The sequence below is a fragment of the Campylobacter concisus genome (assembly GCF_902460875.1).
Taxonomy (GTDB): Bacteria; Campylobacterota; Campylobacteria; order Campylobacterales; family Campylobacteraceae; genus Campylobacter_A; species Campylobacter_A concisus_AA.
In genome coordinates, this window is sequence record NZ_CABPVR010000010.1 from 73,628 (window position 1) to 94,541 (window position 20,914).

Below are 20,914 nucleotides of genomic sequence, written 5' to 3' on the forward strand. Positions count from 1 at the left end.
TATATTTTATCAGTGAGCAAGAAACTAGAGTCCATTAATAAAGAAATTTTTACATCGACTGCGGCTTTAAAAATAGAAACGAATAATAGCAAAAAGCAAGTATTTATAGACACGATAGAAAAAAATGCAAATATCATGACTTCGCTTTATAACAATGCTAAAAATATCTCAAATGTTAAAAAATATAGCGAATGCAATAAAACTGAGATATTTGATCCTCAAAAAAGCTTTGAAGAAATTTTGCAAGCAAATATCGTCTATTCACAAAGCAAAAAGATAAATTTTATAAGCTACCTTGATCCAAGCCTTACAAATGAACTAGAAGGAAATCTAAATTCATTAAAAACCGCATTTAACTCTATCTTTTTGGCGTCTTTATCAATGTCTTTAAGACATCAAAGTATTATCATCACTATCAAAAAAGTTCAAAAAGACTTTGATAGAAGCGGACTTTGTTCTGTAAGCTTTAGCATAAAAAATAGTTCAGCTGCCATGAGCGAAAAGCAAATTTCAGATATATTTTCAGATGATGAGAATAGCTTAAATAATGATGAGAGCGAGTTTTATCTAAAAATCGCTCAAATTTATTTAAAAAATTTAGAAAGCAAACTGGAGATTAACTCGTTTCCAAGTATTGGCAATGAGTTTAAATTTGTAGTCATTTTTAAAACAACATCAAACTATAAAGACTTTGATATAAAATGCAATCATAAATTAGCATTCTTGCAAGACGTAAATGTCGCTTACAACGAAGCTTTTGAGCAGACTACAAAAGACCTTGGGCTCAAAGTGGATATACTAACAAGCACTAGTCCATCTATTACAAAAAATTATGATGCTATATTTTTAAGAAACACCAATAAGCAAGGCCAAGATATTAAAAATCCGCTCATTTTAAAAGATCCGCTAACTCCATTAAGCATCACAAGGCTACTTTGCTTAGGCGAAGCTAATATTATTAATAAAGTTTTAAACGATAAACCAAAAATTTTAATCTGCGATACTAACGAAATTTACATAGATATAACAGCAAGTGGTTTTAGTAAATTTAACTGCGAAGTTGTGGGAGTTTGTAATAAAAAAGATCTAAAACAAGCCATAAAGCAAGGCGATTTTGACCTTATATTTGTTGGCTCGAAATTTTTCGAAGCTGAAAAAAATAGCCTTCAAAAAAATCTTGATCTTATAAAAGTAGCTATACAAAATGCGAAAATTCCAATTATACTAATGCTTTCAAATACTTCAAATATAGATGGAGAGAGCGTCAAAGAATACTTCAATGCCTATATAAAAACGCCAATAAATAGCGACGAACTGGCTCAAATTTTTAGAAAATTTTTGCCAAATTTTGGCGAGATTGCAATAGACGAAAGCTATCTGGCAAAAAGCGAAAATATTATTTTATTTAAGAAATCGCCAATGGAAAATAAAATATTTAGCTCAGCTTTAGGAGAATTTTACAACACACTTGAAACCACAAATAGCTTTGATGAGCTACTAACAAAGATAAAAACCAAAACTTACGGCATCGTTCTTGTAGATGAAAATGTAAAAGACTTCAACTACAAAGAGTTAGCAAGAGTTGTTGATAAGATAAGACAAAGCCAAAAGGTTGATACAAGAGTGCTGATATTTGGCGCACAAGAAAGAAGTGAATTTCCTTTTGTAAAAGTGCTAGCTAAAAATATCACAAAAGCAGAGCTTTCAGCTACCGTAAGGGAACAAATCGATTCTATGGGCACTAGCTACGCTAAAAGCTCTTATGAATTTATTAAGTTTAACGCCTAAAACTCTTTTGCGTTATTTTTAAATACATTTAGCACGCTTGCTCGCTTATGACAAATTTCGGCGTATTCTCTTTCGCTCTTTGAGTCATAAACTATACCAGCTCCAGCCCCCACAAATACATCACTAAAGCCATTTTCACTTGGCACAAATATGGCTGATCGAATAAGAATAGCAACCTGAGCATCGCCATTAAAATGTAAAAATCCAATGCCGCCGCCATAGATATTTCGCTCAGAAATTTCAAGCTCATTGATTATCTGCATAGCTCTTATTTTTGGGGCTCCGCTTAGTGTGCCAGCCGGAAAGATACTAGCTAAGACATCAAAAAGATCAAGCCCTTTGGCGCACTTGCCATAGACATCGCTTACGATATGAATTACTTTTTCATACTTTTGGATATGCATAGCATTTTTTACGGATACACTTTTTGGCTCTGAAACCCTGCCGATGTCATTTCTAGCAAGATCGATTAGCATTTTGTGTTCAGCCAGCTCCTTTTCGTCACTTAAAAGCTCATTTTCAAGTGCCGTATCTGCATTTGCATCGCTTCCTCTAGGCCTTGTGCCCGCAATTGGTGCCACAAAAATTTGCTCACTTTTCATCTCAAAAACAAGCTCTGGCGAAGAACCAACCACATCGCCATAAGGTGTAGGAAAATGAAACATATATGGGCTTGGATTTGTAAGTGAGAGCTTTTTATAAAATTCCAAACTGCTCATATTAGTTGAAATTTCAAGCAACTCACCAAGCACCACCTGAAAGACATCGCCGCTTCTTATATACTCTTTTGCTAACTCAACCATATCCTCAAAGTGTTTCTTTTCTTTACCAAGATCAGTTTTTATACTAAATTTACTCTGTTCTTTGCTTTTGTTTTCAACTTTCACATCAAGCAAAAAGTCATAATATTTATTCTTATCTCCATAAAATGTATAAATTTTACTCATCTTATCAAAGTGTAGATAGGCCTTTGCATCGGCATAGATAAATTTTGGAAATTCATACTTTTTGGCTTTCTCTTCTCCGATATATTCAAAATATCTCACACCGTCATAAGCAAAAACACCAAAGAGACCTGCAAATGGAGCTAAAGATTTATTACGATTTGTATCAAAATAACTTCTAAGCCCATAAAAGTCCATATCCTTTTCATCGATGTATTCGCAATCAATGCCTATAATCGTTTGCGTCTTATCCTCGGCTAGGTAGCTATTTTTAAATTTTTCTTTAATCACTTCATAATAAAACAGTGGTTGTTCTAAGAGCATTTTTTTCCTTTAAATTTTTGATGATTATAAAAAAAGTTCGCTTTTAGTTTTTAAAATTTTTATCAAATTTCTAAATTTATGCCCAAATTTCACCTTTTTACTATTTTTTTAACACCGCTTGGCTAAAATTTGGCACTCATAAAAGGAAATTTATGCTTTTTGTTGAACTTTTTATAATTGGTATCGGTGTTGGATACATCGCTGGCTTTTTTGGCATCGGTGGTGGCACAGTCGTCGTTCCTATAATGGTCGCCTTTGGATATGACATAAAAACCGCTATTGGCATAAGCGTTATGCAGATGATCTTTAGCGCGACTTTTGGCTCGTATCTAAACTACAAAGCTGGACTTTTAAAGCTAAATCGTGGCGTATTTTTAGGTCTTGGAGGATTGGTCGGAGCTAGCTTTAGTGGCATAATCGTATCTCACACGCCCGAGCTCTTACTCGAACTACTCTTGCTTGCAACTTTTATCTTTTCACTCATAAAACTATACTTCACACCAAATAGCGACGGTACAAATGCGAACAACTCCGTATTTTTACTATTTCTAGTTGGTTTTTGTATAGGTGCACTTGCCATTAGTATAGGCATAGGCGGTGGGGTTTTTATAGCTCCTATTTTAGTTGGCTTTTTGCGCTATGATATGAAAAAAGCCGTTTCAATGGGAGTGTTTTTTGTGATGTTCGCAGCCATTTCAGGCTTTATCTCACTATCTTTAAACGGCCACATCTCTTATTTACAGGGTACATTCCTAGGGCTTGGCTCGCTAATAGGCGCATACTTTGGCACCAAAAAGACACAAGCTATAGATAAAAAAGCACTTAAAAAGTGGTTTTTACTCTTTTACATAGCAATGATAATTCTGATCTTAAAAGATATGATATTTGGCTAAATCAAAAATTTAAGGCTAGGCTAGCTAGTCTTAAATTTCTTCAAAAAAATAGGCTTCGCTTAATTTAAAAGCAAGCTTATCTAGCTCGTCTTTACTTAAATTTACGCTCTTTGCGATATCTTTTAAACTAGCTTTGCCATCAAATTTTAAAGCTGCCTTGATCTCTTCATGGTTTAAATTTAACTTGCCATTTAGCTCATTTGCCAAAGATATGACTGGCGAGCTAGCCTCCAGAAAATACCCAAGATAGGCCGCAGCTCTAGGCTTTAGCCTAGTTTTTTTAGGCTCATAAGCAAGTGCAGCAAGCTTTGAAGATGAAATTTTGGTGTTTTGATCATTTAAAATTTCAAGTAGCCCCATAAATGCTTCGCCTTCGCTCTCACCAAGTGCCGCCTTTACTTCACTTAAATTTAAGCTTTGTGGATAGCTTTTGCTTAAAATTTCTTGCGTTTTTGTCCTTGGCTGCTCGCTAAAATATGAAAAATAAATTCTATCGAGCTCGCTCTCTCCAAGTACCGCATCAAAGTCCTCAGCACCGCCAAGCCTCTCCTTGTGAGCGATGAGGCTTTTTCTAAATGATCTATTAAATAAAAAATCGTTTAGTTGCTCTTTTTTGATGCGAGAGTTGTAATTTTGCTCGATATGTGCGTCAAAGCGGTAAATTCCAGTTGAGCTTGCAAAGATATCATTTAGCGAAGCGTCTATGACGTAGCAAAGTCCATGCTTATCGATATGTTTAGCAAATTTATGAAAGTAAGTTGGCTCATTGCTAGCCTCCAAAAAATCATGCAATATATAATAATCATTGCCCTTTGCGATGATGCTTTGTAAGAAATTTAGCTGTGTTAAAAGCAACTTCATGCTATCTTTGTATACGACATCGCTTTGGTTTTGTAAGCTAAATTTCAAATAATCCTGTAAAAAATTTAACTCGCTTTTTACGTGAGCAAGTGCTTCTTTGCTGTCGTTGCCTGAGCTAACAAAAAGCATAAAATCTCTTAAAATATCAAGGCTCTTCCAGCCAGGATAGGTATTATACGAAACATAAGCGATACCATCCTTGCTAAGTAGTGCCTTAATCGTGGCAAGCAGCGCATCTCTTACATTTGGGCTCACCCAGCTATAAACGCCGTGGGCAATGATGTAGTCAAATTCCCCAAGCTCTTTTATATCGCTTTCGTTCATGTGCAAAAAATTTCGCTCAAGCAGAGTAAAATTTTCTAAACCTATCTGCTTTGCCACCTTGTTACCTTCAACCACTTGATGGCTTGAGATATCGATACCAACGACTTTTGCGTTTTTATGTGAAATGGCAAATGGCAAGATATTGCCACCATATGATGAGCCAAGCTCAAGCACTCTAGCCTCTTTTAGGCTAGCTGCTTTAAGCCCCAGAAATTTAGCAACCGCTTCTATCCTAACTGGCGAGCAGTCGCTAAATGCAGCCGAGAAATAAGGAATTTCATCATAAGCTTTCTTTGTTTTATTCATCAGCTATGTTTTCTTACAAATTCTCTCATAAACTCGCCAAGTTTTTCAACGTCGCTTTGGCTAACGGCATTGTAGATAGAGGCTCTTATGCCGCCAAGATGTCTGTGGCCTTTTAGCCCTAGCATGCCCTCTTTTAGCGCTTCTTCGACAAAAACTGGCTCAAGTGCGTGATCTTTTGGTATCGTAAAGCTCACGTTCATATCTGATCTGCTTGATTTTTTGGCATGGCCTACGTAAAAGCCATTTGAGCCGTCTATAATGTCATAAAGCGTGTTTGCTTTTTTGGCATTTATCTTCTCAACCTCAGCAAGTCCGCCAAGATCTAGCAGGTGCTGCATGGTTAAATTTAGAAGATAAATTCCAAAAGTTGGCGGTGTATTGTAAAGTGAGTTTGCCTCTACGTGCGTTTTGTAGCGTAAAAACATAGGGACGTTTTGGCTGCTCACGCGATCAACTAGGTCTTTTCTTAAAATAACGATAGTCACGCCGCTTGGGCCTGCATTTTTCTGAGCGCCGCCGTAAAGCAAGCCGATACTGCTAAAATCAAGCGGTCTAGCGAAAAAGTCGCTCGAAGCATCGACAACAAGGGGCGATTTGGTCTTTGGCATAGCCTTATACTGCGTGCCGTAAATTGTATTATTTGAGCAGATGTAGGCGTAGTCGGCATCGTCACTAAATTTCACATCAGGGATGTAAGAGAAATTTTCATCCTCGCTGCTTGCAACGACATCTACATTTACGCCAAGCACTTTTGCCTCTTTGATCGCTTTGTTTGTCCAAACGCCAGTGTTTGCGTATTCAGCCCTGCCACCTTGATATAAATTCATCGGTATCATGCTAAATTGCAAGTGTGCACCACCTTGCAAAAATAAAATTTCATACTCATCGCCAATGTTATAGAGCTTTCTTATCTTCTCCATCGCGCCAAAGTGGATCTCCTCAAAGGTCTTGCTTCTGTGGCTGATCTCCATGATAGAGTAGCCCTCGCCTCTATAGTCGGTAAATTCGGCCTTTGCATGCTCTAAAACGTCTAATGGTATCGCGCTTGGACCTGCGCTAAAGTTGATTTTTCTACTCATTTTTACTCCTTGATAATTGCTTTTTTATGTGTATTTTGCGAGATAAGCTCGATCTCATCATTCAAATTTAAATCCATAAGATCGACTCTCTTGCCATCTTTTCTAACCTCGATAAGCCCCTTCGTGCTCTCAAAAAAGAGCTCTCTCATCTCATAAGCCTTCTCTAGCGAGCCAAGGGCCGAGCCAAGAAGCAAGATCTTTCTTTGCACGGCGTTTGTTAGGGCGTTTTGTTTGTTTGCTACCTCGCTAAATTTTAGCTCGATCCTAGCTTTTAGAGCATTTGATGAAAATTTAGAAAGTAGTAAATTTAGCAGATTTTGCTTCTTTGTGATCTTTAAATTTAAAGCGCTATTAAGATCATCGCTGAGCCTGTCAAGATACTGAAAAAACGCCTCTTCATCAGGCAAAAGATCAAGCATAGCTGCACTTGGCGTAAGAGATCTGCGGTCTGCTACAAAGTCGCTTATAACATAGTCGATCTCGTGTCCGATAGCACTTATAACTGGCGTTTTTGTAGCGTAAATTTCACGTGCTAAGCCCTCGTCGTTAAAGCACCAAAGATCCTCTTTACTACCACCTCCGCGAGCCAAAACGATCACATCAACGCCGTATTTATCGGCTCTTTTTAAAGCTTTTATAAGCGAGCTTGGAGCATTTTCACCTTGAGTTAAAGCGTCAAATATATAAATTTCGCTTAATTTCCAACGACTCGTCACGACCTTTAACATATCCTGAAGCGCTGCCGAAGTAGCACTTGTGACAAGGGCTATTTTTTTAGGTAAATTTGGTATCTCTTTTTTTGCGCCGATATCGAAAAGCCCCTCATTTTCGAGCTTTTCTTTAAGCTGCCTAAACGCAAGCTCAAGCTCACCCTCGCCATCAGGCAGCATCGCACTAGCCACTAGCTGATACGACCCACTTGGAGAATAAATAGTTACTTTGCCATAAATTTTTACTTTTAGTCCATCTTTTGGCAAGAATTTCACCTTTTGGTTGTTCATGCGATACATCACAGCTGAGATGCTTGACTTTTCGTCCTTTAGCGTGAAGTACCAGTGCCCAGAAGCGTGCTTAGTAAGGCGCGAAATTTCTCCGCTTACCTCGACATAGTCAAGTGTGGCTTCAAGCAGTGCCTTTGCTTTTTCGTTTAGCTCAGAAACACTAAGCATTGATTTCTCTTACCTTTTTAGCGATAAATAGTGTCGAGATATCCATGCTAAAGCCCTTGCAAAGTTCTATCTCAAAGCCAGCTTCGACTAGCTCGTCGCAAAAGCTCTTTGCGTCCAAGAAATTTTCGATCGAGCTTGGCAGATACTCGTATGCCTCTTTATTTTTTGAGATAAAGCCACCTATACTTGGCAAAATTTTACTTAGGTAAAAATCTCTTAGCGAGGTTATAAGACCCTTTTTCTGGCGTTTTGTAAACTCTAGTACGACGACATAGCCACCAGTAGCTAAAACCCTATTAAATTCTCTAAGTGCCGCCTTTCGTTCGACCACATTTCTAATGCCATAGCTTATGCTTAAAATTTGAGCCTCTCCGCTTGCAAGCGTTGTATTATCAGCATAGGCCTCTATAAATTTAAAATTTGGAAATTTCGCCCTAGCCTCTTTTAGCATACCACTTGAGGGATCGATGCCAGTAAGGCTTTTTATCTGCACGCCAAATTCTTTTGAAATTTCACTCCAAAGCCCCATCATATCGCCAGTGCCACAAGCCACGTCGACGATATTTATGCTTCTTTCTTTAAAAATTTCTAGCATATATCTGCAGGCAAATTTCCTCCAGCTCACATCCACACCAAGACTTAGCACTCTGTTTGCGACGTCATAAGTCGGAGCGATCTGGTTAAACATATCAACGATTTTTTCTTGTTTTTGCATAAATTTGCCCTTTTATATGTAGTAAATTTTTAAATTTCTTGAAATTTTGCGAGTTGCTTTTATAAATTTAAGACGCTTTTTTAGTATCTCTTCTCTACTTTTATAAATTTGCTTGTAAATTTTACTCTCGAGCCTCTCTTTGTCTGACATTTCTGGAAGCCTTTTAAGGATGCCAAGCCAGACGTCATAGTCTTGAAGATTACCAAAAATTTCTTGCATCTGCCTTAGCTTCTCTTCATACTTTTTAAGCCCTTCAAAATAAAAAATTTCACATAAAAACTCATATGTATATCTCATCTTTTTAAGCTCTATCCTAAGATCATGAAAGCTCTCATTTGGGCAGTCTTGATTAAGGCTTTTTAGCCTTTTTTGAGCTAAAACTAAGAGCATTCTGAGCTTAAATGAACCAAGGCGCGAAAGGCTTACATCAAAGAGTTTTGACTTATAAAATTCACCCTCATTTAAAAATATCTCCCACTCTTTTAAAAATGCGTAGTTTTCTTCATCGCCAAGGTAGCTTTTTACATTTTCATACTCTAAATCTAGAGCCTTTTTCACAAAATATATAGGCTCGTTTGCATGTTTTTGCTCGTTTAAAAAGCTCAAAAATACATCCAAATCTCGCTTTTTGTTTGTCGAGTTTGCAAGCATTTTAAAATTCTCACCAAAAAAAAGTGTCACTTTCTCATCAAAAACGCCGTTAAAAATTTTAAGGATCGATCTAACCTTTCTTAAATTTACGCGAAGTTCATGCAAAACTTCTTCATCTTTGTCTATCAAATACTGGCTTTTTAGCCTTTTTATTACTTTAAAAATACTAACAAAAAGGATTCTTAGCGCCTCTCCACTTTTTAGATTTGCAGCAAAATTTGGCAAAATTTCTTTTTCTTTTATAATCTTATAGGCTCTTTTGTAGTCGATTTGTTCATTTTCATTAGCATGGATGGCAAGAAATTTGTTTTTATATCTTTTGTCACAAGTTACGTCACTTAGGCAAAAATTTTCTAAAAACGGTGGTAGCTTGAAAAAGACGGCCTCATTTTCATCACTAAATTCGATTTCAAATGTATAAAGCCCGTTTAGTTCATTTTTAAAAATATCGATATTGCAAGGATTGTTATTTAGTTTAAAAATATATCTATCTTTTAAGATGATGCTACCGATGCGGTTTTTAAGAGCCTTTTTAAACTCCACCTTTTCGCAAAATTCTTCATTTTCTTCTCTGATTAGACCTTTGCCAATCTTTACAGTTTTTATAAATTTATCCTCTTCACTTCGAAAGCGGATCTCTTCATTTTGCGTTATCTTGGTATAAAACTGAGAAATTTCAAGATGCTTAAAGACTACTCCAGCTTCTTTTAAAAAATCTAGAATTTGAGAATTTTTGAGTAAAAATTTACGCTCTATCTCCAAACTCACATTTTTCTCCAAAATTTTTTGTTCATTTTAGCAAGTTAGTGCTTAAAACAATGAGAAAAATGCTAAATCTAGGCTTATTTTAAAAGTATTTTTACAAGAAGAAAGATGGAATTTATGTTGCTAAATAGCAACATAAATTTTATTTACAGTGTTTACAGCTTTTTACGCTAGCTACGATGTTTAGACGTTCTATTATATTTCCGATCTTCTTTTCTAGTGCCTCTTGGTATTTGCCAAGCTCAGCATCATCGTAGCTCACGTCCTCGACGCTTCCACAGCTTTCGCAAACTACATGAATATGTGGATATTCGTAGATGTCGTATCTAGCTTTTTGATTGACGATATTTACTTCAACTACGAGACCTTCGTCTTTTAAAGTATTTAAATTTTTATAAACTGTCGCAAGAGAAACCGATGGACTCTCTTTTAAAATTTCATCATAAAGCTCATCAATCGTTGGATGCGTGTGGCGATCAAGAATTCTTAAAACGCTAAGGCGCTGTGGCGTGACTTTTAGCCCAGATTGCTTTAATAATGATACATATTGCATAATGAAGTTCCTTGTTTTAGTTTTGCTTTATGCTAGCAAAAAAAATATTAAACGTTTCTTTATTAAATGATATTAATTATTTTCTAGTAAATTTTTAGCAATCTGCTCGGCACTTATACCAAGGTACTTTTCGACCTCAGCAGTTGAACCATGAGGGATAAATTTATCTTCATACTCAAAGCTGATGACACTTATATTTGAGATTTTATTTTCTTGTAAAAATGCACTTATTATCTCGCCAATGCCGCCCTTTTTGGCACTATCACTAAAGATATACCACTTTTTAGTGCGTTTTGCAAGACCTAGTAAAAGCTCGCTATCAAGTGGTTTTGCAAAGACAAGGTCAACTAATACCACATCAAGCTTGTCAGCTAGTAAATTTCTAACCAAATTTGCCCTGCCAACGCCGTTGCCATAGCCTAAAAATGCGATATCAGACTCTGCATCAGCTAAAATTTCACCCTTGCCAAACTCAAGTGGCTGAGCTTCAAACTCATCTCTTAAGATAAACGCTCCGCGTGGGTATCTAAAAGCGCTAACGCCCTTGTAAGAGTAGGCAAATTCCATAACATTTTTCATGCTCTCTTCGCATCTTGGAGCAAAGAGAACCATATTTGGTACAGCGTTTAAAAAGCTTATATCAAACGCACCTTGATGCGTTTCGCCATCTTCGCCCACAATGCCAGCCCTATCCATCGCAAATGTGATGTTTAAATTTAAAATAGAAGCGTCATGAATGACCTGATCATAGGCTCTTTGCATGAATGTCGAGTATATTGCAACAAATGGTTTAAACCCCTCTTTTGCCATGGCTGACATCGATGTAACTGCATGCTGCTCAGCTATCGCCACATCCCAAAAACGATCTGGAAATTCTTGTATCAAAGCGTCCATGCCAGTGCCTGTTGGCATCGCGGCCGTTACGCCAACGATGTCGCTATGCTCTCTTGCCATCTTTAAAAGCTGCTCGCTAAAGATCGCCGTGGCTGACTTGTTTGACTGTCTTTTGATAAATTCGCCACTTTTTAGATCAAATGGCCCAACTCCGTGCCAATTTTCATAACACCCCTCAGCAAATTCATATCCTTTGCCCTTTAGCGTCTGTACATGCACTATGACTGGTTTTTTCATATTTTTGGCAGTTTCAAATGTACTAAGAAGCGCTGAAAGGTCATGTCCGTCGACTGGGCCTATATACTCAAGTCCAAGCTCTTCAAAAAACATGCCAGGGGTGATGAGTCTAATGCCCTCCTCCATGCGTCTAGCCATGTAGGCTGCGGAGTCTGGCATGTAGCTTAGAAATTTCTCAACCCTACCCTTAAATTTTTGATAAAACTGACCCGCCATCATCTGACTTAGATACTTGCTAAGCGCGCCTATAGGCTTGCTTATACTCATCTCGTTGTCGTTTAGGATGATGACGCAAGGATATTTTCTATCCCCTAGCTCATTTAGCGCCTCGTACGCCATACCGCCACTTAGTGAGCCATCCCCTATGACAGCCACTGGGATACGATCTTCATTTTTAAGTTTTATCGCCTTTGCAGCACCAACTGCTAAAGATATGGACGTCGAGCTATGACCTGCTACAAAGTAGTCAAATTTGCTCTCGTTTGGCTTTGTATAGCCACTGATGCCATTAAATTTTCTAAGCGTATCAAAGCTCTCCCAGCGTCCAGTTAGTAGCTTGTGTGCGTAGCTTTGGTGGCTCACATCGTAAATAAATGGATCTTTTGTGACGTCAAAAATTTTATGCATCGCTACAATGATCTCAACTGCACCGATATTTGAGCTAAGGTGACCGCCATTTTTACTAACGGTAGCTAAAATTTTATCCCTGATGTCATGACAAAGTGCGTTTAGTTCATCAACATCTAAACTTTTAACGTCTTTATTCATTATTTACCAGCATTTTTAGTTTTTCTAGCCTTGTTTGCATAGTCGCATCGATATTGCCACCATCGCTTATAATAACCACACCGCCTTTGCTTATAGCATCATCGGCGCTTATTTTGACGTGCTCATTCTTGCTAAATTGCTCTTTTATATATTCGCTATCTTCGGGATTTACGCGAATTTCTATATTTTTGACATTACTTAGCTCTTTTATAAGCGAGCTTGCTAGATGATGAGCGATCTGATTTGAAGAGGTTGAAATTTCTTTATCGATTACTTCTTTTGCGATTTTTATAGCAGTTTGCCCAAGCTCTTCTTCGATCTTCTTTAAAAACTCATCAAATTTAACGTACTGCTCTTCAAGTTTTGCAGCTGAAGCGCTAAATCTAGCCTCAAGCTCATTTATCTTCGCTTCATTTGCTGCATTTGCTTGGGTGATACCCTCATTTTTACCATCTTCTTTTGCACGAGAAATTTCAGCCTCAAGGCGTTTAGCAAATTCGCTTTCTTGATTTTCTATTTGCATTTGAAGTTTGATGATGTTGCTACTTAGCTCATCTGTTTTTTTAAGCAACTCTTCAACAAAGCTTGACTCGCCTCCTTGCTGCACTTGTGGACTTTGGGGCTGAGAAGCAAAGTGGTTTTGTGAGTTTGTCTGCGCTTGGTGACTGGCCTGAGGAACAAAATTTTCACCCTTTTGCCCAAAATTTTGCTCGCTTAGCTCTTCACTAAGATTATTTTCCTCTATCAATACAGGAGCACTATCTGCGGCTCGCTCTCCAACTCCAAGTACCTTAAATCTGTAATTTTCTATAAAGTGAGCTGGAGAAGTCTCACTGGTTATTACGCTGCTTTTCATTCTATCATCTCATCTGCTTCGCCGACTTGGAATACACCTTGATCAGCTAGAGTTTGTACTGTCTCTACTATGCGTCTTTGAGCCTCTTCAACATCTTTTACACGCACCGCACCAAGATATTGCATCTCCTCTTTGAAGGCTTCTGCTGCACGCTGAGACATATTTGATAAAAATTTATCCTTTATGCCATCGCTTGAGCCTTTAAATGCGACCATAAGATCTTTTTTATCAACATTTTTAAGAATTTCTCTAATCGCAGTTGCGTTAAGGTTGATAATATCTTCAAAGGTAAACATAAGCTCTTTAATCGTTGTTGCAAGCTTATCATCGCTTTGTTCAATGCGTTCAATCGTGCTTTTGCTGGCTTTTTGCCCAAGTCTATTAAGCACTTCTGCCACAGCTCTTGGACCACCAACTTCGACTTTATAAGATGTAAGACTTTCAAGCTTGCCCTCAAGTACGGTTGAAACACGTTTAATTACCGATGGGCTAATATCACCAAGATTTGCCATTCTAATGACAACTTCGCTTCTTAACTCATCTGAGAAAAAGCTAAGCGTTTCAGCAGCACTTGTTGAGTCCATGTGAGCTAGTATTAGCGCTATGGTTTGAGGGTGCTCTTTTATGATAAAGTCTGCAAGCTGTTGTGGTTTTATCTTATCAAGATAGCCAAAGCTTTTTGAGTTTTCCATGCTTTTTGCAAGCTTGTCTAAAATTTTCTGAGCTGCCTCTGGACCAAATGTGCGGTAAAGAATTTCTTTTGCGTACTCTAAACCACCACTTCTCATATATTGATTTGACTGCATTAGCGCGTAAAATTCTTCTAGTACGGCACTTGCGACTTGTTTGTCTATGTTTTTTGCAGTTGCGATATAGCCTGAAATTTCAGTGATGACATCAACATCCATGTGAGAAAATATAAGAGCAGTTGCCTCTTCGCCAAGCTGAATCAGCAAAATGGCAATCTTTTCAGGCATCGATAGATCATCATAAATCATTTTTTGCTTGTCATTTAGCTTTATTGACATCAAATTTCCTTACGCATATTAAAGTCGCTGTCATTTTTTACCATATCTTGAAGCAGCATTGCTATCTCTTCATTTCTTTCTGTGATGACCGCTCTCATTTTCTCAAGTAAAACATCATATTTTAGTTCATCTTCATTAAACTCGCCACTAAGTCCTAGTTGTTCTTCGACCTTTTTGCGAGCAGCTTTAAATTTCTCAAGTGTATCTTCAGCATCTACCTCAATATCTTCAAGACCATCTTGAACTTGCTCCTCTTCTTCTTTTGTCTCTTCAAGCATCTTTTGCATAAATGGCACAATGACTTTTTTGTAGAAGATGTAGAGCAACAATACTGCAAAAATATATTTTAGTAGCGGCATAAATGGCACCACATAGTTATTCACAAAGCCATCCATCTTCTCACTAGTGCTTATATCTTTGCCGGTTTTAAACTCAAAGTTATCTAAGCTTACTTCATCGCCTCTATTTTGGTTATAGCCGATTGATTGTTTGATTAAATTTGTGATTGATTCTCTTTGCTCTTTAGAAAGTGGAGTAAATTCTATCTCACCAGTTGGCTTGCCGTTGCTATCTTTTTTACTTTGATAGAGTCCGTCTATAACGACGGCTGCACTCACTCTATTTATGCTAGCAAATTGCCCTTTGATGCTTGTTACTTTCTTTGAAATTTCGTAGTTTGTCTGCTGTGAGCTTTTGTTGTACTGCTCTTTTAAAGTGCTATCATCAAGGCCTTGAACAGGGCCAATGTTGCTAACCGCACCTGGTACGCCACCTACTTCATTTGGCGCTGAGCCTTGACGCTTTTCTTCGATATTACTTTCGCTTCTTACGACGTTATTTGGGTCATAAACTTCACTTTTTGTATCTTTTTTGTCAAAGTCAAAGTCGATATTTACTTTTGCTACTACCTTGTCTGCCCCGCCTACGATAGGAGCTAGCACATTTACGATCTTTTGCTCGTAATTATTTTCAAACTCACGTTTATAGCGTATCTGCTGAGCTATAGCGTCACTATCAAACTCACCATCTTCATCGCCAAGTGCGACACCGTCTTGATTTACTATCTTGACATTTTCTGTGCTCAAGTTTGTAACAGAGGCGGCGACTAGGTTTTTAATGCCAAAAATTTGCTTCGCATTTAGACTAACGCCTGGTTTTAGCTCAACCACGATCGAGGCCGTTGGCAGCGACTGGCGCTCGGTAAAGACGCTCTCTTTAGGGATAGCGATACGAACAGTCGCTTTTTGAATAGACGAGAGACTCTCGATCGTTCTAGCTAATTCGCCCTCAAGCGCTCTTTGAAATTTTACTCTCTGCTCGGCATCAGTCGCACCAAATTCTTGCTTATCAAAAATTTCAAAGCCAATTTTACTCTCTTTTGGTATTCCAAGAGTTGCAACAGCGATACGCTCTTTATAGACATCACTCGTTGGTACAAGGATAGTGCCTTCGTTTGCTAATTTATATTTAATTCCATCTTTATTTAGCTGATCAAGTATTAAGGCTGAATCGTTTGGACTAATGTTTTCAAAAAGGACGCTGTAGCCTGCAAAATTTTCATTTTTGCTTTTATAAAGTGTTAAAAATACCAAAAATGCCACGACTAAGACGATCGAGCTAGCTGCAACGATTTTTTGCTTTAATGAAAGCTTTTGATAAATTTGACTTATTTGATGAAGTAATGCTTTAAAATCCATATTCCTACTTTAAAATTTGCTTTAACTCTTCAAAAACTCTATCATTTTGCCAGCTAAGGCCGATGGTGATTCTCACCGCATTTAAGGCGTAGCTTTTTAGATCTCGCAAAATTATACCCTTTTTTAGCATCTTTTCGCATATCTGGCTTGATTTTGGCTCGTTAAATTTAAAAGTTATGAAATTCGTATAGCTTGGGATAAATTCTATGCCATTTTGCTTTGCAAATTCTTCATATCTCTTCATCTGCTCGAAGTTATTTTGCATGGTTTGCTGCACAAACTCATCATCATTAAGTGCTACTATCGCAGCTCTTAAGCTTGGAGTTGTGATGTTAAATGGAGCTCTTAGTTTTGAGAGAGCGCCTATGATCTCTTCATTTGCTATGCCATATCCCACGCGCATACCACCAAGCGCATAAGCTTTAGAAAATGTTCCAAGATAGATGGCATTTTTAAATTTTACCACCTCGCTTGGCTTTATCTCTTTTTTGCTATCTTTAAATTTTGCAAATTCGTTGTAAGCACAATCAAGCACAACAAGCGTGTTTTCATCAACGCTTTTTATAAATTTAAAGACCTCATCTGCGTCCAAACACTCACCCAAAGGATTGTTTGGCAAGCAAAGAAAGATGACAGAAATTTCATCTTTATGCGCATTATAAATTTCTAAAAACTCACTCAAATTATGCTCCACACTCTTTGTGCGGTAAATTTTAGCCCCAGTTTGTTTTGCATAAATTTCATACATCGCAAATGTCACGCCAGCCATCAAAACGCCACTTTGCTTATTTGCCTTTGCGTGAAGTGCGTATTCTATGATCTGGTCACTTCCAGAACCGATGATTAAATTTTTACTAGTTACGCCAAATTTTTTAGCCAGTCCTTCTTTTAGCTCAAAGTAGCTATCGTCTGGATAGAGATGTGCTTTTTTAGCAACCTCTTTTAGTGCCTCTTCTACACGTTTGCTAGTGCCAAAAGGATTTTCGTTGCTAGCTAGCTTTATCACATCTTTTGCCTCGATGCCAAACTCTCTAACCACAAGCTCAATCGGCTTTCCAGCCTCGTAATTAACTAAATCATCTAAAAAATCATTAAACTTCATTACTCTTCTCCGTTTAAATAACTCCCTAACCAGCTTATCTCAGCACCGCTCTCTTTTGCTAATTCAAAGGCATTTTGCACCTTCTCATCGTCGATATGCCCTTCAAAATCAAGATAAAACATCGATTTAAACTCGCGTTGCTTGATAGGACGTGACTCAAGTTTTGTGATATTGATGTTTTCATTTTTAAAGATAGAAAGCAGATCAGCAAGGCGTCCTGGACTATGATCAGTCTTTGCAAGGATAGAAGTTTTCGAGTTTTCAACTCTTGCGTTTTTAAAATCGCTAAGAATGAGAAATCTCGTTCTATTTGCCATATTGTCTTCAATTGTCTCATAAACTATCGGCACATTATAAATTTTAGCTGCGATCTTTGAGCAAATGGCAGCTGAGCTTCTATCCATTGATGCCATATATGCAGCTGCTGCAGTTGATTTTGCTGGAACAAATTCAATTTCATTTAGCATGTGATCTTCTAGAAATTTACGGCATTGATTATACCCTTGCGGATGTGAATAAATTCGCTTTATCTCTTTTAAATTTTCATTTATGCTAACAAAGCTGTGATGGATGTCCACATAAAGCTCAGCAACTATTTTTATATCACTAAATTTACTCAAACAATCAAGCGTAGCGCCAACAGCGCCTTCGGTATTATTTTCAATAGGCACAACGCCGTATTTTGCCTCTTTTTGAGCTAGTTTTGTAAAAACCGCCTCGATGGTCGCAAGTGGCAAATATGAACTCATCGCACCAAATCTACTCTGAGCCGCCTGATGCGTGTAAGTACCTTCAGGCCCTAGATAGACGATCTTTTGAGGCATTTCTAAATTTCTACTAACAGCAAAAATTTCAAGATAAATGGCTTCAATAGCAGCTTTGTTTAAGGCTTTGTCTTTACTTAGACTAGTTAAGCGGTTTATGATAGCTCGCTCGCGCTCAGGACGATATATAGGCGTTCCGCTAGTTTGTTTTAGCTTGCCGATTTGCTCAACTAAAATCATTCTTTCATTTAGTTTATTTAAGATAAGATCGTCGATCGCATCAATCTCTTTTCTAAGCTCATTTAGCTCTTGCATCAGCGCTCTCCAAAAATTCTCTCTCAGGTGCCACGACGTCTTCGAAGCTCTCACGTCTTCTTATCAGCCTATCTTTGCCATCAAGCACGCAAACTTCAGCGGCTCTGTTTCTTGTGTTATAGTTTGAACTCATGCTAAAACCGTAAGCTCCAGCACCTTTTACCACGATAATATCTCCGCTCTCACACTCTGGCAACTCTATATCTTTTGCCAAAAAGTCGCCACTTTCACAAACTGGACCGACCACGTCACAAGTGCCTAAATTTTTATCCTTGCCACAAACAAAAATTTCATGATAAGCACCATAAAGACTTGGCCTAATAAGATCATTCATCGCACCATCAGTGATGACAAATCTCTTTTTGCCGTTAAATTTTTCATATAAAACGCTTGCAACAAAGTAGCCAGCATTACCCACAATAAAGCGTCCTGGCTCGCATACGATAGTCACGTCTTGGCCTTTTAGTGCAGCTAAAATTCCTTGAGCATAGTCGTATAAATTTATCTCTTTTTCATCGTTATAAATGATACCGAGTCCTCCGCCAACGTCAAAGAATTTGATATCTATCTCAAGTGCTCTTAGCTCTCTTAAAAGCTCGCTAACGATATTTGCAGCATCGATTATCGGGCTAAGTGATGTTAGCTGAGAGCCGATGTGAAAGTGTATGCCAGTTGGCTCAAGAGAGTTTGAAGCTTTAGCGTGGATGTACATTCTTTTAGCTGTTTCGGAATCAACGCCAAATTTATTTTCATTTAGTCCTGTTGAGATATATGGGTGAGTTTTTGCATCGACACCTGGATTTACCCTAATGCTAATTCTTGCCTTTAAGTTTAGCCCTTTTGCGATCTTTTCAAGCCTTAAAAGTTCAGCAAAACTCTCGACATTTATGAGTAAAATTTCATTTTTTAAAGCTTCTTTTAACTCTTCATCGCTCTTGCCAACACCACTAAAAATGATCTGATATCTCTTCGCGCCTGCTAAAAGCGCTCTTTTTACTTCGCCAATGCTAACACAATCAAATCCTGCTCCAAGATCAGCTAGAAATTTTAAAACGCTTAAATTTGAGTTTGCTTTTACAGCGTAGCAAACTAGAGATTTTCTAGCGTAAAATGCATTTTTTAGCGCCTCGTAGCGCTCTTTAATGTAGTTAAAATCATAAATGTAAAGTGGGGTTTTGTATCTATTTGCAAGCTCTTTAAAATCCATGAAATAGCCTTTATTAAAATGGCTTGATTTTACAAAAAGCTTGCCAAAATTTGGCTTAACGATGCGATTTTATGAGATAAATGGCGTATACAAAAAGTAAAAGGACTGGCAAAACTATACCAATCTCTGGCAAGATCACAGAAGTTTGTGCAAATTTTGCAAGAATAAAGAGCAGCCCCCAAACGACAAGAGTTATCACAACAAAAATAAAAGTCGAAAGTGCAAGATTAAAAAATCTACCAGTTACAGGCAAATGATAGTAAAAAATGAGCAACAAAAATGGTGCAAAAAATGGTGCGATAGCAAGGTTATAAAAAGCTGTTTTTGCGCTATCAAGGCCGATACCTTCATTCTTAAATGTCTTTATAAAATTTATTGCATCTGGGATATTAAATTTTGAGTTTTCAACGCTAACAGCGCTTTCAATACTCTTTGGCTTAAAGCCCTTTAATGCATCTAAGCTCTCACTTTGTATCTTATTAAAACCAGCCTCACCAAGCTCTAAAATTTGCGGCAAAATAGTTTGATTAACATCTTTTAAAATCCACTCATTGTCTTTAAAATTAGCATGATTTGCAAATGTAGTTGAAAGTAAATTTGTGCCATTTATCTCAAAAATTCTAACATCATTTGCTATTTGATTAACAGAATTTAGCTCCTTTATGTAGATAAATTTACCTTCAAATTTTAAAAATGAATCGGTAGTGCTTTTTGAGAAAGCCGTATTTTTAGCGATGCTTTTTTGATAGTCGTGCGCATAGGCAAATGGAGTAAAATTTAAGCCAACATAAAAAATAGTTACAAAAAGTGCAATAAAAAATGGTGGAAAAATTAGACTATTTTTACTAATACCAAGCGCATAAAAGCTGATTAGCTCGTTTGACCTGACCATATTTACATGTAAAATTATTAGTGCAAAAATAAGCGAAAGTGGCAAAACGTAGCCAATAGCGTTAAGCGATGTAAGCCCAACATAAAGGAGCTGAAGGTTTGCAGATGGTGGCAAATCTTTTAAATTTGTAAGTAGATCAATGCCTACATAAAATAGTTCAAGCGCTAAAAATACGATAAGAAAAGATTTTATATAGACCCAGCCAACGTATCTGGCGTATAGTTTCATTTGATAAGACCTTTTTTTACCGTAAATTTTTGTGAAATTTCGTTGATGTCGCTCTTTAGCAGCTCACAAACCGCATTTTTTGTATAGGCTAAAATTTCATCCAAAGCCTTTTTTTCTTCATCGCTAAACTCTCCAAGGACAAAATTTTTAGCATCGCCCTCATGCCCTATGCCAACGCGCACTCTTTCGTAGTCGTTGCCTATTAGATTATCGATCGATTTTATGCCGTTATGTCCGCCGCTACTGCCGCCTTTTTTAAATTTAACCGCACCAAAACTAAGATCAAGATCGTCGTGGATGACGATGATCCTATCTGGCTTGTAAAAGTCTTTTACCGCCTTTACACTTTGACCTGAGAGGTTCATAAAAGTTGTTGGTTTTAGCAAGATAATGTCGTTAAATTTAAAAACTTCGCCTTGAAATTTAGCTGAGCTAACATCTTTGAAATTTGAGTCTTTTAGGAGGTCTATAAGCATAAAGCCTATGTTGTGTCTAGTATTTTCGTATTTGGGGCCAGGATTGCCCAGCCCCGCTATTAGTGTCACAAAAGCCCT

General features: G+C 37.5%; 18 protein-coding genes. 2 read left to right on the plus strand and 16 right to left on the minus strand.

The features are described 5' to 3' along the window. A partial coding sequence (locus F3H01_RS07585; RefSeq protein WP_188116366.1) for a response regulator occupies positions 1–1,788 on the plus strand: 1,788 nt, incomplete at its 5' end. Here the strand turns inward: F3H01_RS07585 and F3H01_RS07590 are convergent. Next, a complete protein-coding gene (locus tag F3H01_RS07590; RefSeq protein ID WP_149725354.1) occupies positions 1,785–3,056 on the minus strand; it encodes an anthranilate synthase component I family protein in 1,272 nt (423 codons plus the stop codon). The two genes, F3H01_RS07585 and F3H01_RS07590, sit on opposite strands and share 4 nt — an antisense overlap. 152 nt (positions 3,057–3,208) lie before the next feature. Between F3H01_RS07590 and F3H01_RS07595 the strand changes: the two genes are divergently transcribed. Beyond that, positions 3,209–3,949, plus strand: coding sequence for a sulfite exporter TauE/SafE family protein (locus F3H01_RS07595; protein ID WP_149725355.1), 741 nt, complete (start codon positions 3,209–3,211; stop codon positions 3,947–3,949). Between the two features lie 30 nt (positions 3,950–3,979). Here the strand turns inward: F3H01_RS07595 and F3H01_RS07600 are convergent, their stop codons facing one another. The 15 genes from F3H01_RS07600 to pth all read right to left on the minus strand — a co-directional run bounded on the left by F3H01_RS07600 (position 3,980) and on the right by pth (position 20,905). Further along, positions 3,980–5,440, minus strand: coding sequence for a methyltransferase regulatory domain-containing protein (locus F3H01_RS07600; RefSeq protein ID WP_149725356.1), 1,461 nt, complete (start codon positions 5,438–5,440; stop codon positions 3,980–3,982). Beyond that, positions 5,440–6,519: a phosphoserine transaminase gene (gene serC, locus F3H01_RS07605; RefSeq protein ID WP_149725357.1), complete on the minus strand. Its 1,080-nt coding sequence runs from the start codon at positions 6,517–6,519 to the stop codon at positions 5,440–5,442. The genes F3H01_RS07600 and serC overlap by 1 nt, the downstream gene beginning before the upstream one ends. A 2-nt stretch (positions 6,520–6,521) precedes the next feature. Next, entirely contained in the window at positions 6,522–7,688 is a 1,167-nt protein-coding gene (gene xseA, locus F3H01_RS07610; protein ID WP_149725358.1) for an exodeoxyribonuclease VII large subunit, read from the minus strand. Further along, positions 7,681–8,403, minus strand: coding sequence for a bifunctional demethylmenaquinone methyltransferase/2-methoxy-6-polyprenyl-1,4-benzoquinol methylase UbiE (gene ubiE, locus F3H01_RS07615; RefSeq protein WP_149725359.1), 723 nt, complete (start codon positions 8,401–8,403; stop codon positions 7,681–7,683). Before ubiE ends, xseA begins: the two co-directional genes overlap by 8 nt. A gap of 12 nt (positions 8,404–8,415) precedes the next feature. Next, a complete protein-coding gene (locus tag F3H01_RS07620; RefSeq protein ID WP_223155392.1) occupies positions 8,416–9,822 on the minus strand; it encodes a CYTH and CHAD domain-containing protein in 1,407 nt (468 codons plus the stop codon). Between the two features lie 139 nt (positions 9,823–9,961). Continuing rightward, the gene (locus F3H01_RS07625; RefSeq protein WP_054197019.1) at positions 9,962–10,372 is read right to left on the minus strand and encodes a Fur family transcriptional regulator; all 411 of its coding nucleotides are present in this window, start codon (positions 10,370–10,372) and stop codon (positions 9,962–9,964) included. Positions 10,373–10,444: 72 nt separating this feature from the next. After that, entirely contained in the window at positions 10,445–12,271 is a 1,827-nt protein-coding gene (gene dxs, locus F3H01_RS07630) for a 1-deoxy-D-xylulose-5-phosphate synthase (RefSeq protein ID WP_149725360.1), read from the minus strand. Beyond that, positions 12,264–13,127: a flagellar assembly protein FliH gene (gene fliH / locus F3H01_RS07635; RefSeq protein ID WP_149725361.1), complete on the minus strand. Its 864-nt coding sequence runs from the start codon at positions 13,125–13,127 to the stop codon at positions 12,264–12,266. Before fliH ends, dxs begins: the two co-directional genes overlap by 8 nt. Further along, complete coding sequence (gene fliG / locus F3H01_RS07640) at positions 13,124–14,155, minus strand: flagellar motor switch protein FliG (protein WP_021091747.1); 1,032 nt, start codon at positions 14,153–14,155, stop codon at positions 13,124–13,126. The genes fliH and fliG overlap by 4 nt, the downstream gene beginning before the upstream one ends. Then, positions 14,155–15,852, minus strand: a complete 1,698-nt coding sequence (fliF, locus tag F3H01_RS07645; protein WP_149725362.1) for a flagellar basal-body MS-ring/collar protein FliF — start codon at positions 15,850–15,852, stop codon at positions 14,155–14,157. Before fliF ends, fliG begins: the two co-directional genes overlap by 1 nt. A gap of 4 nt (positions 15,853–15,856) precedes the next feature. Next, positions 15,857–16,954 carry a histidinol-phosphate transaminase gene (gene hisC, locus F3H01_RS07650; protein ID WP_149725363.1) on the minus strand — a complete coding sequence of 366 codons (1,098 nt, stop codon included), beginning with the start codon at positions 16,952–16,954 and terminating at the stop codon, positions 15,857–15,859. Then, positions 16,954–18,033 carry a prephenate dehydratase gene (gene pheA / locus F3H01_RS07655; protein WP_149725364.1) on the minus strand — a complete coding sequence of 360 codons (1,080 nt, stop codon included), beginning with the start codon at positions 18,031–18,033 and terminating at the stop codon, positions 16,954–16,956. Before pheA ends, hisC begins: the two co-directional genes overlap by 1 nt. Next, positions 18,017–19,240, minus strand: coding sequence for a diaminopimelate decarboxylase (lysA, locus tag F3H01_RS07660; RefSeq protein ID WP_149725365.1), 1,224 nt, complete (start codon positions 19,238–19,240; stop codon positions 18,017–18,019). The genes pheA and lysA overlap by 17 nt, the downstream gene beginning before the upstream one ends. Positions 19,241–19,295: 55 nt before the next feature. Continuing rightward, positions 19,296–20,360, minus strand: a complete 1,065-nt coding sequence (locus tag F3H01_RS07665; RefSeq protein WP_149725366.1) for an LptF/LptG family permease — start codon at positions 20,358–20,360, stop codon at positions 19,296–19,298. Then, a complete protein-coding gene (gene pth, locus F3H01_RS07670) occupies positions 20,357–20,905 on the minus strand; it encodes an aminoacyl-tRNA hydrolase (protein WP_035143659.1) in 549 nt (182 codons plus the stop codon). The genes F3H01_RS07665 and pth overlap by 4 nt, the downstream gene beginning before the upstream one ends. Positions 20,906–20,914: the final 9 nt, after the last annotated feature.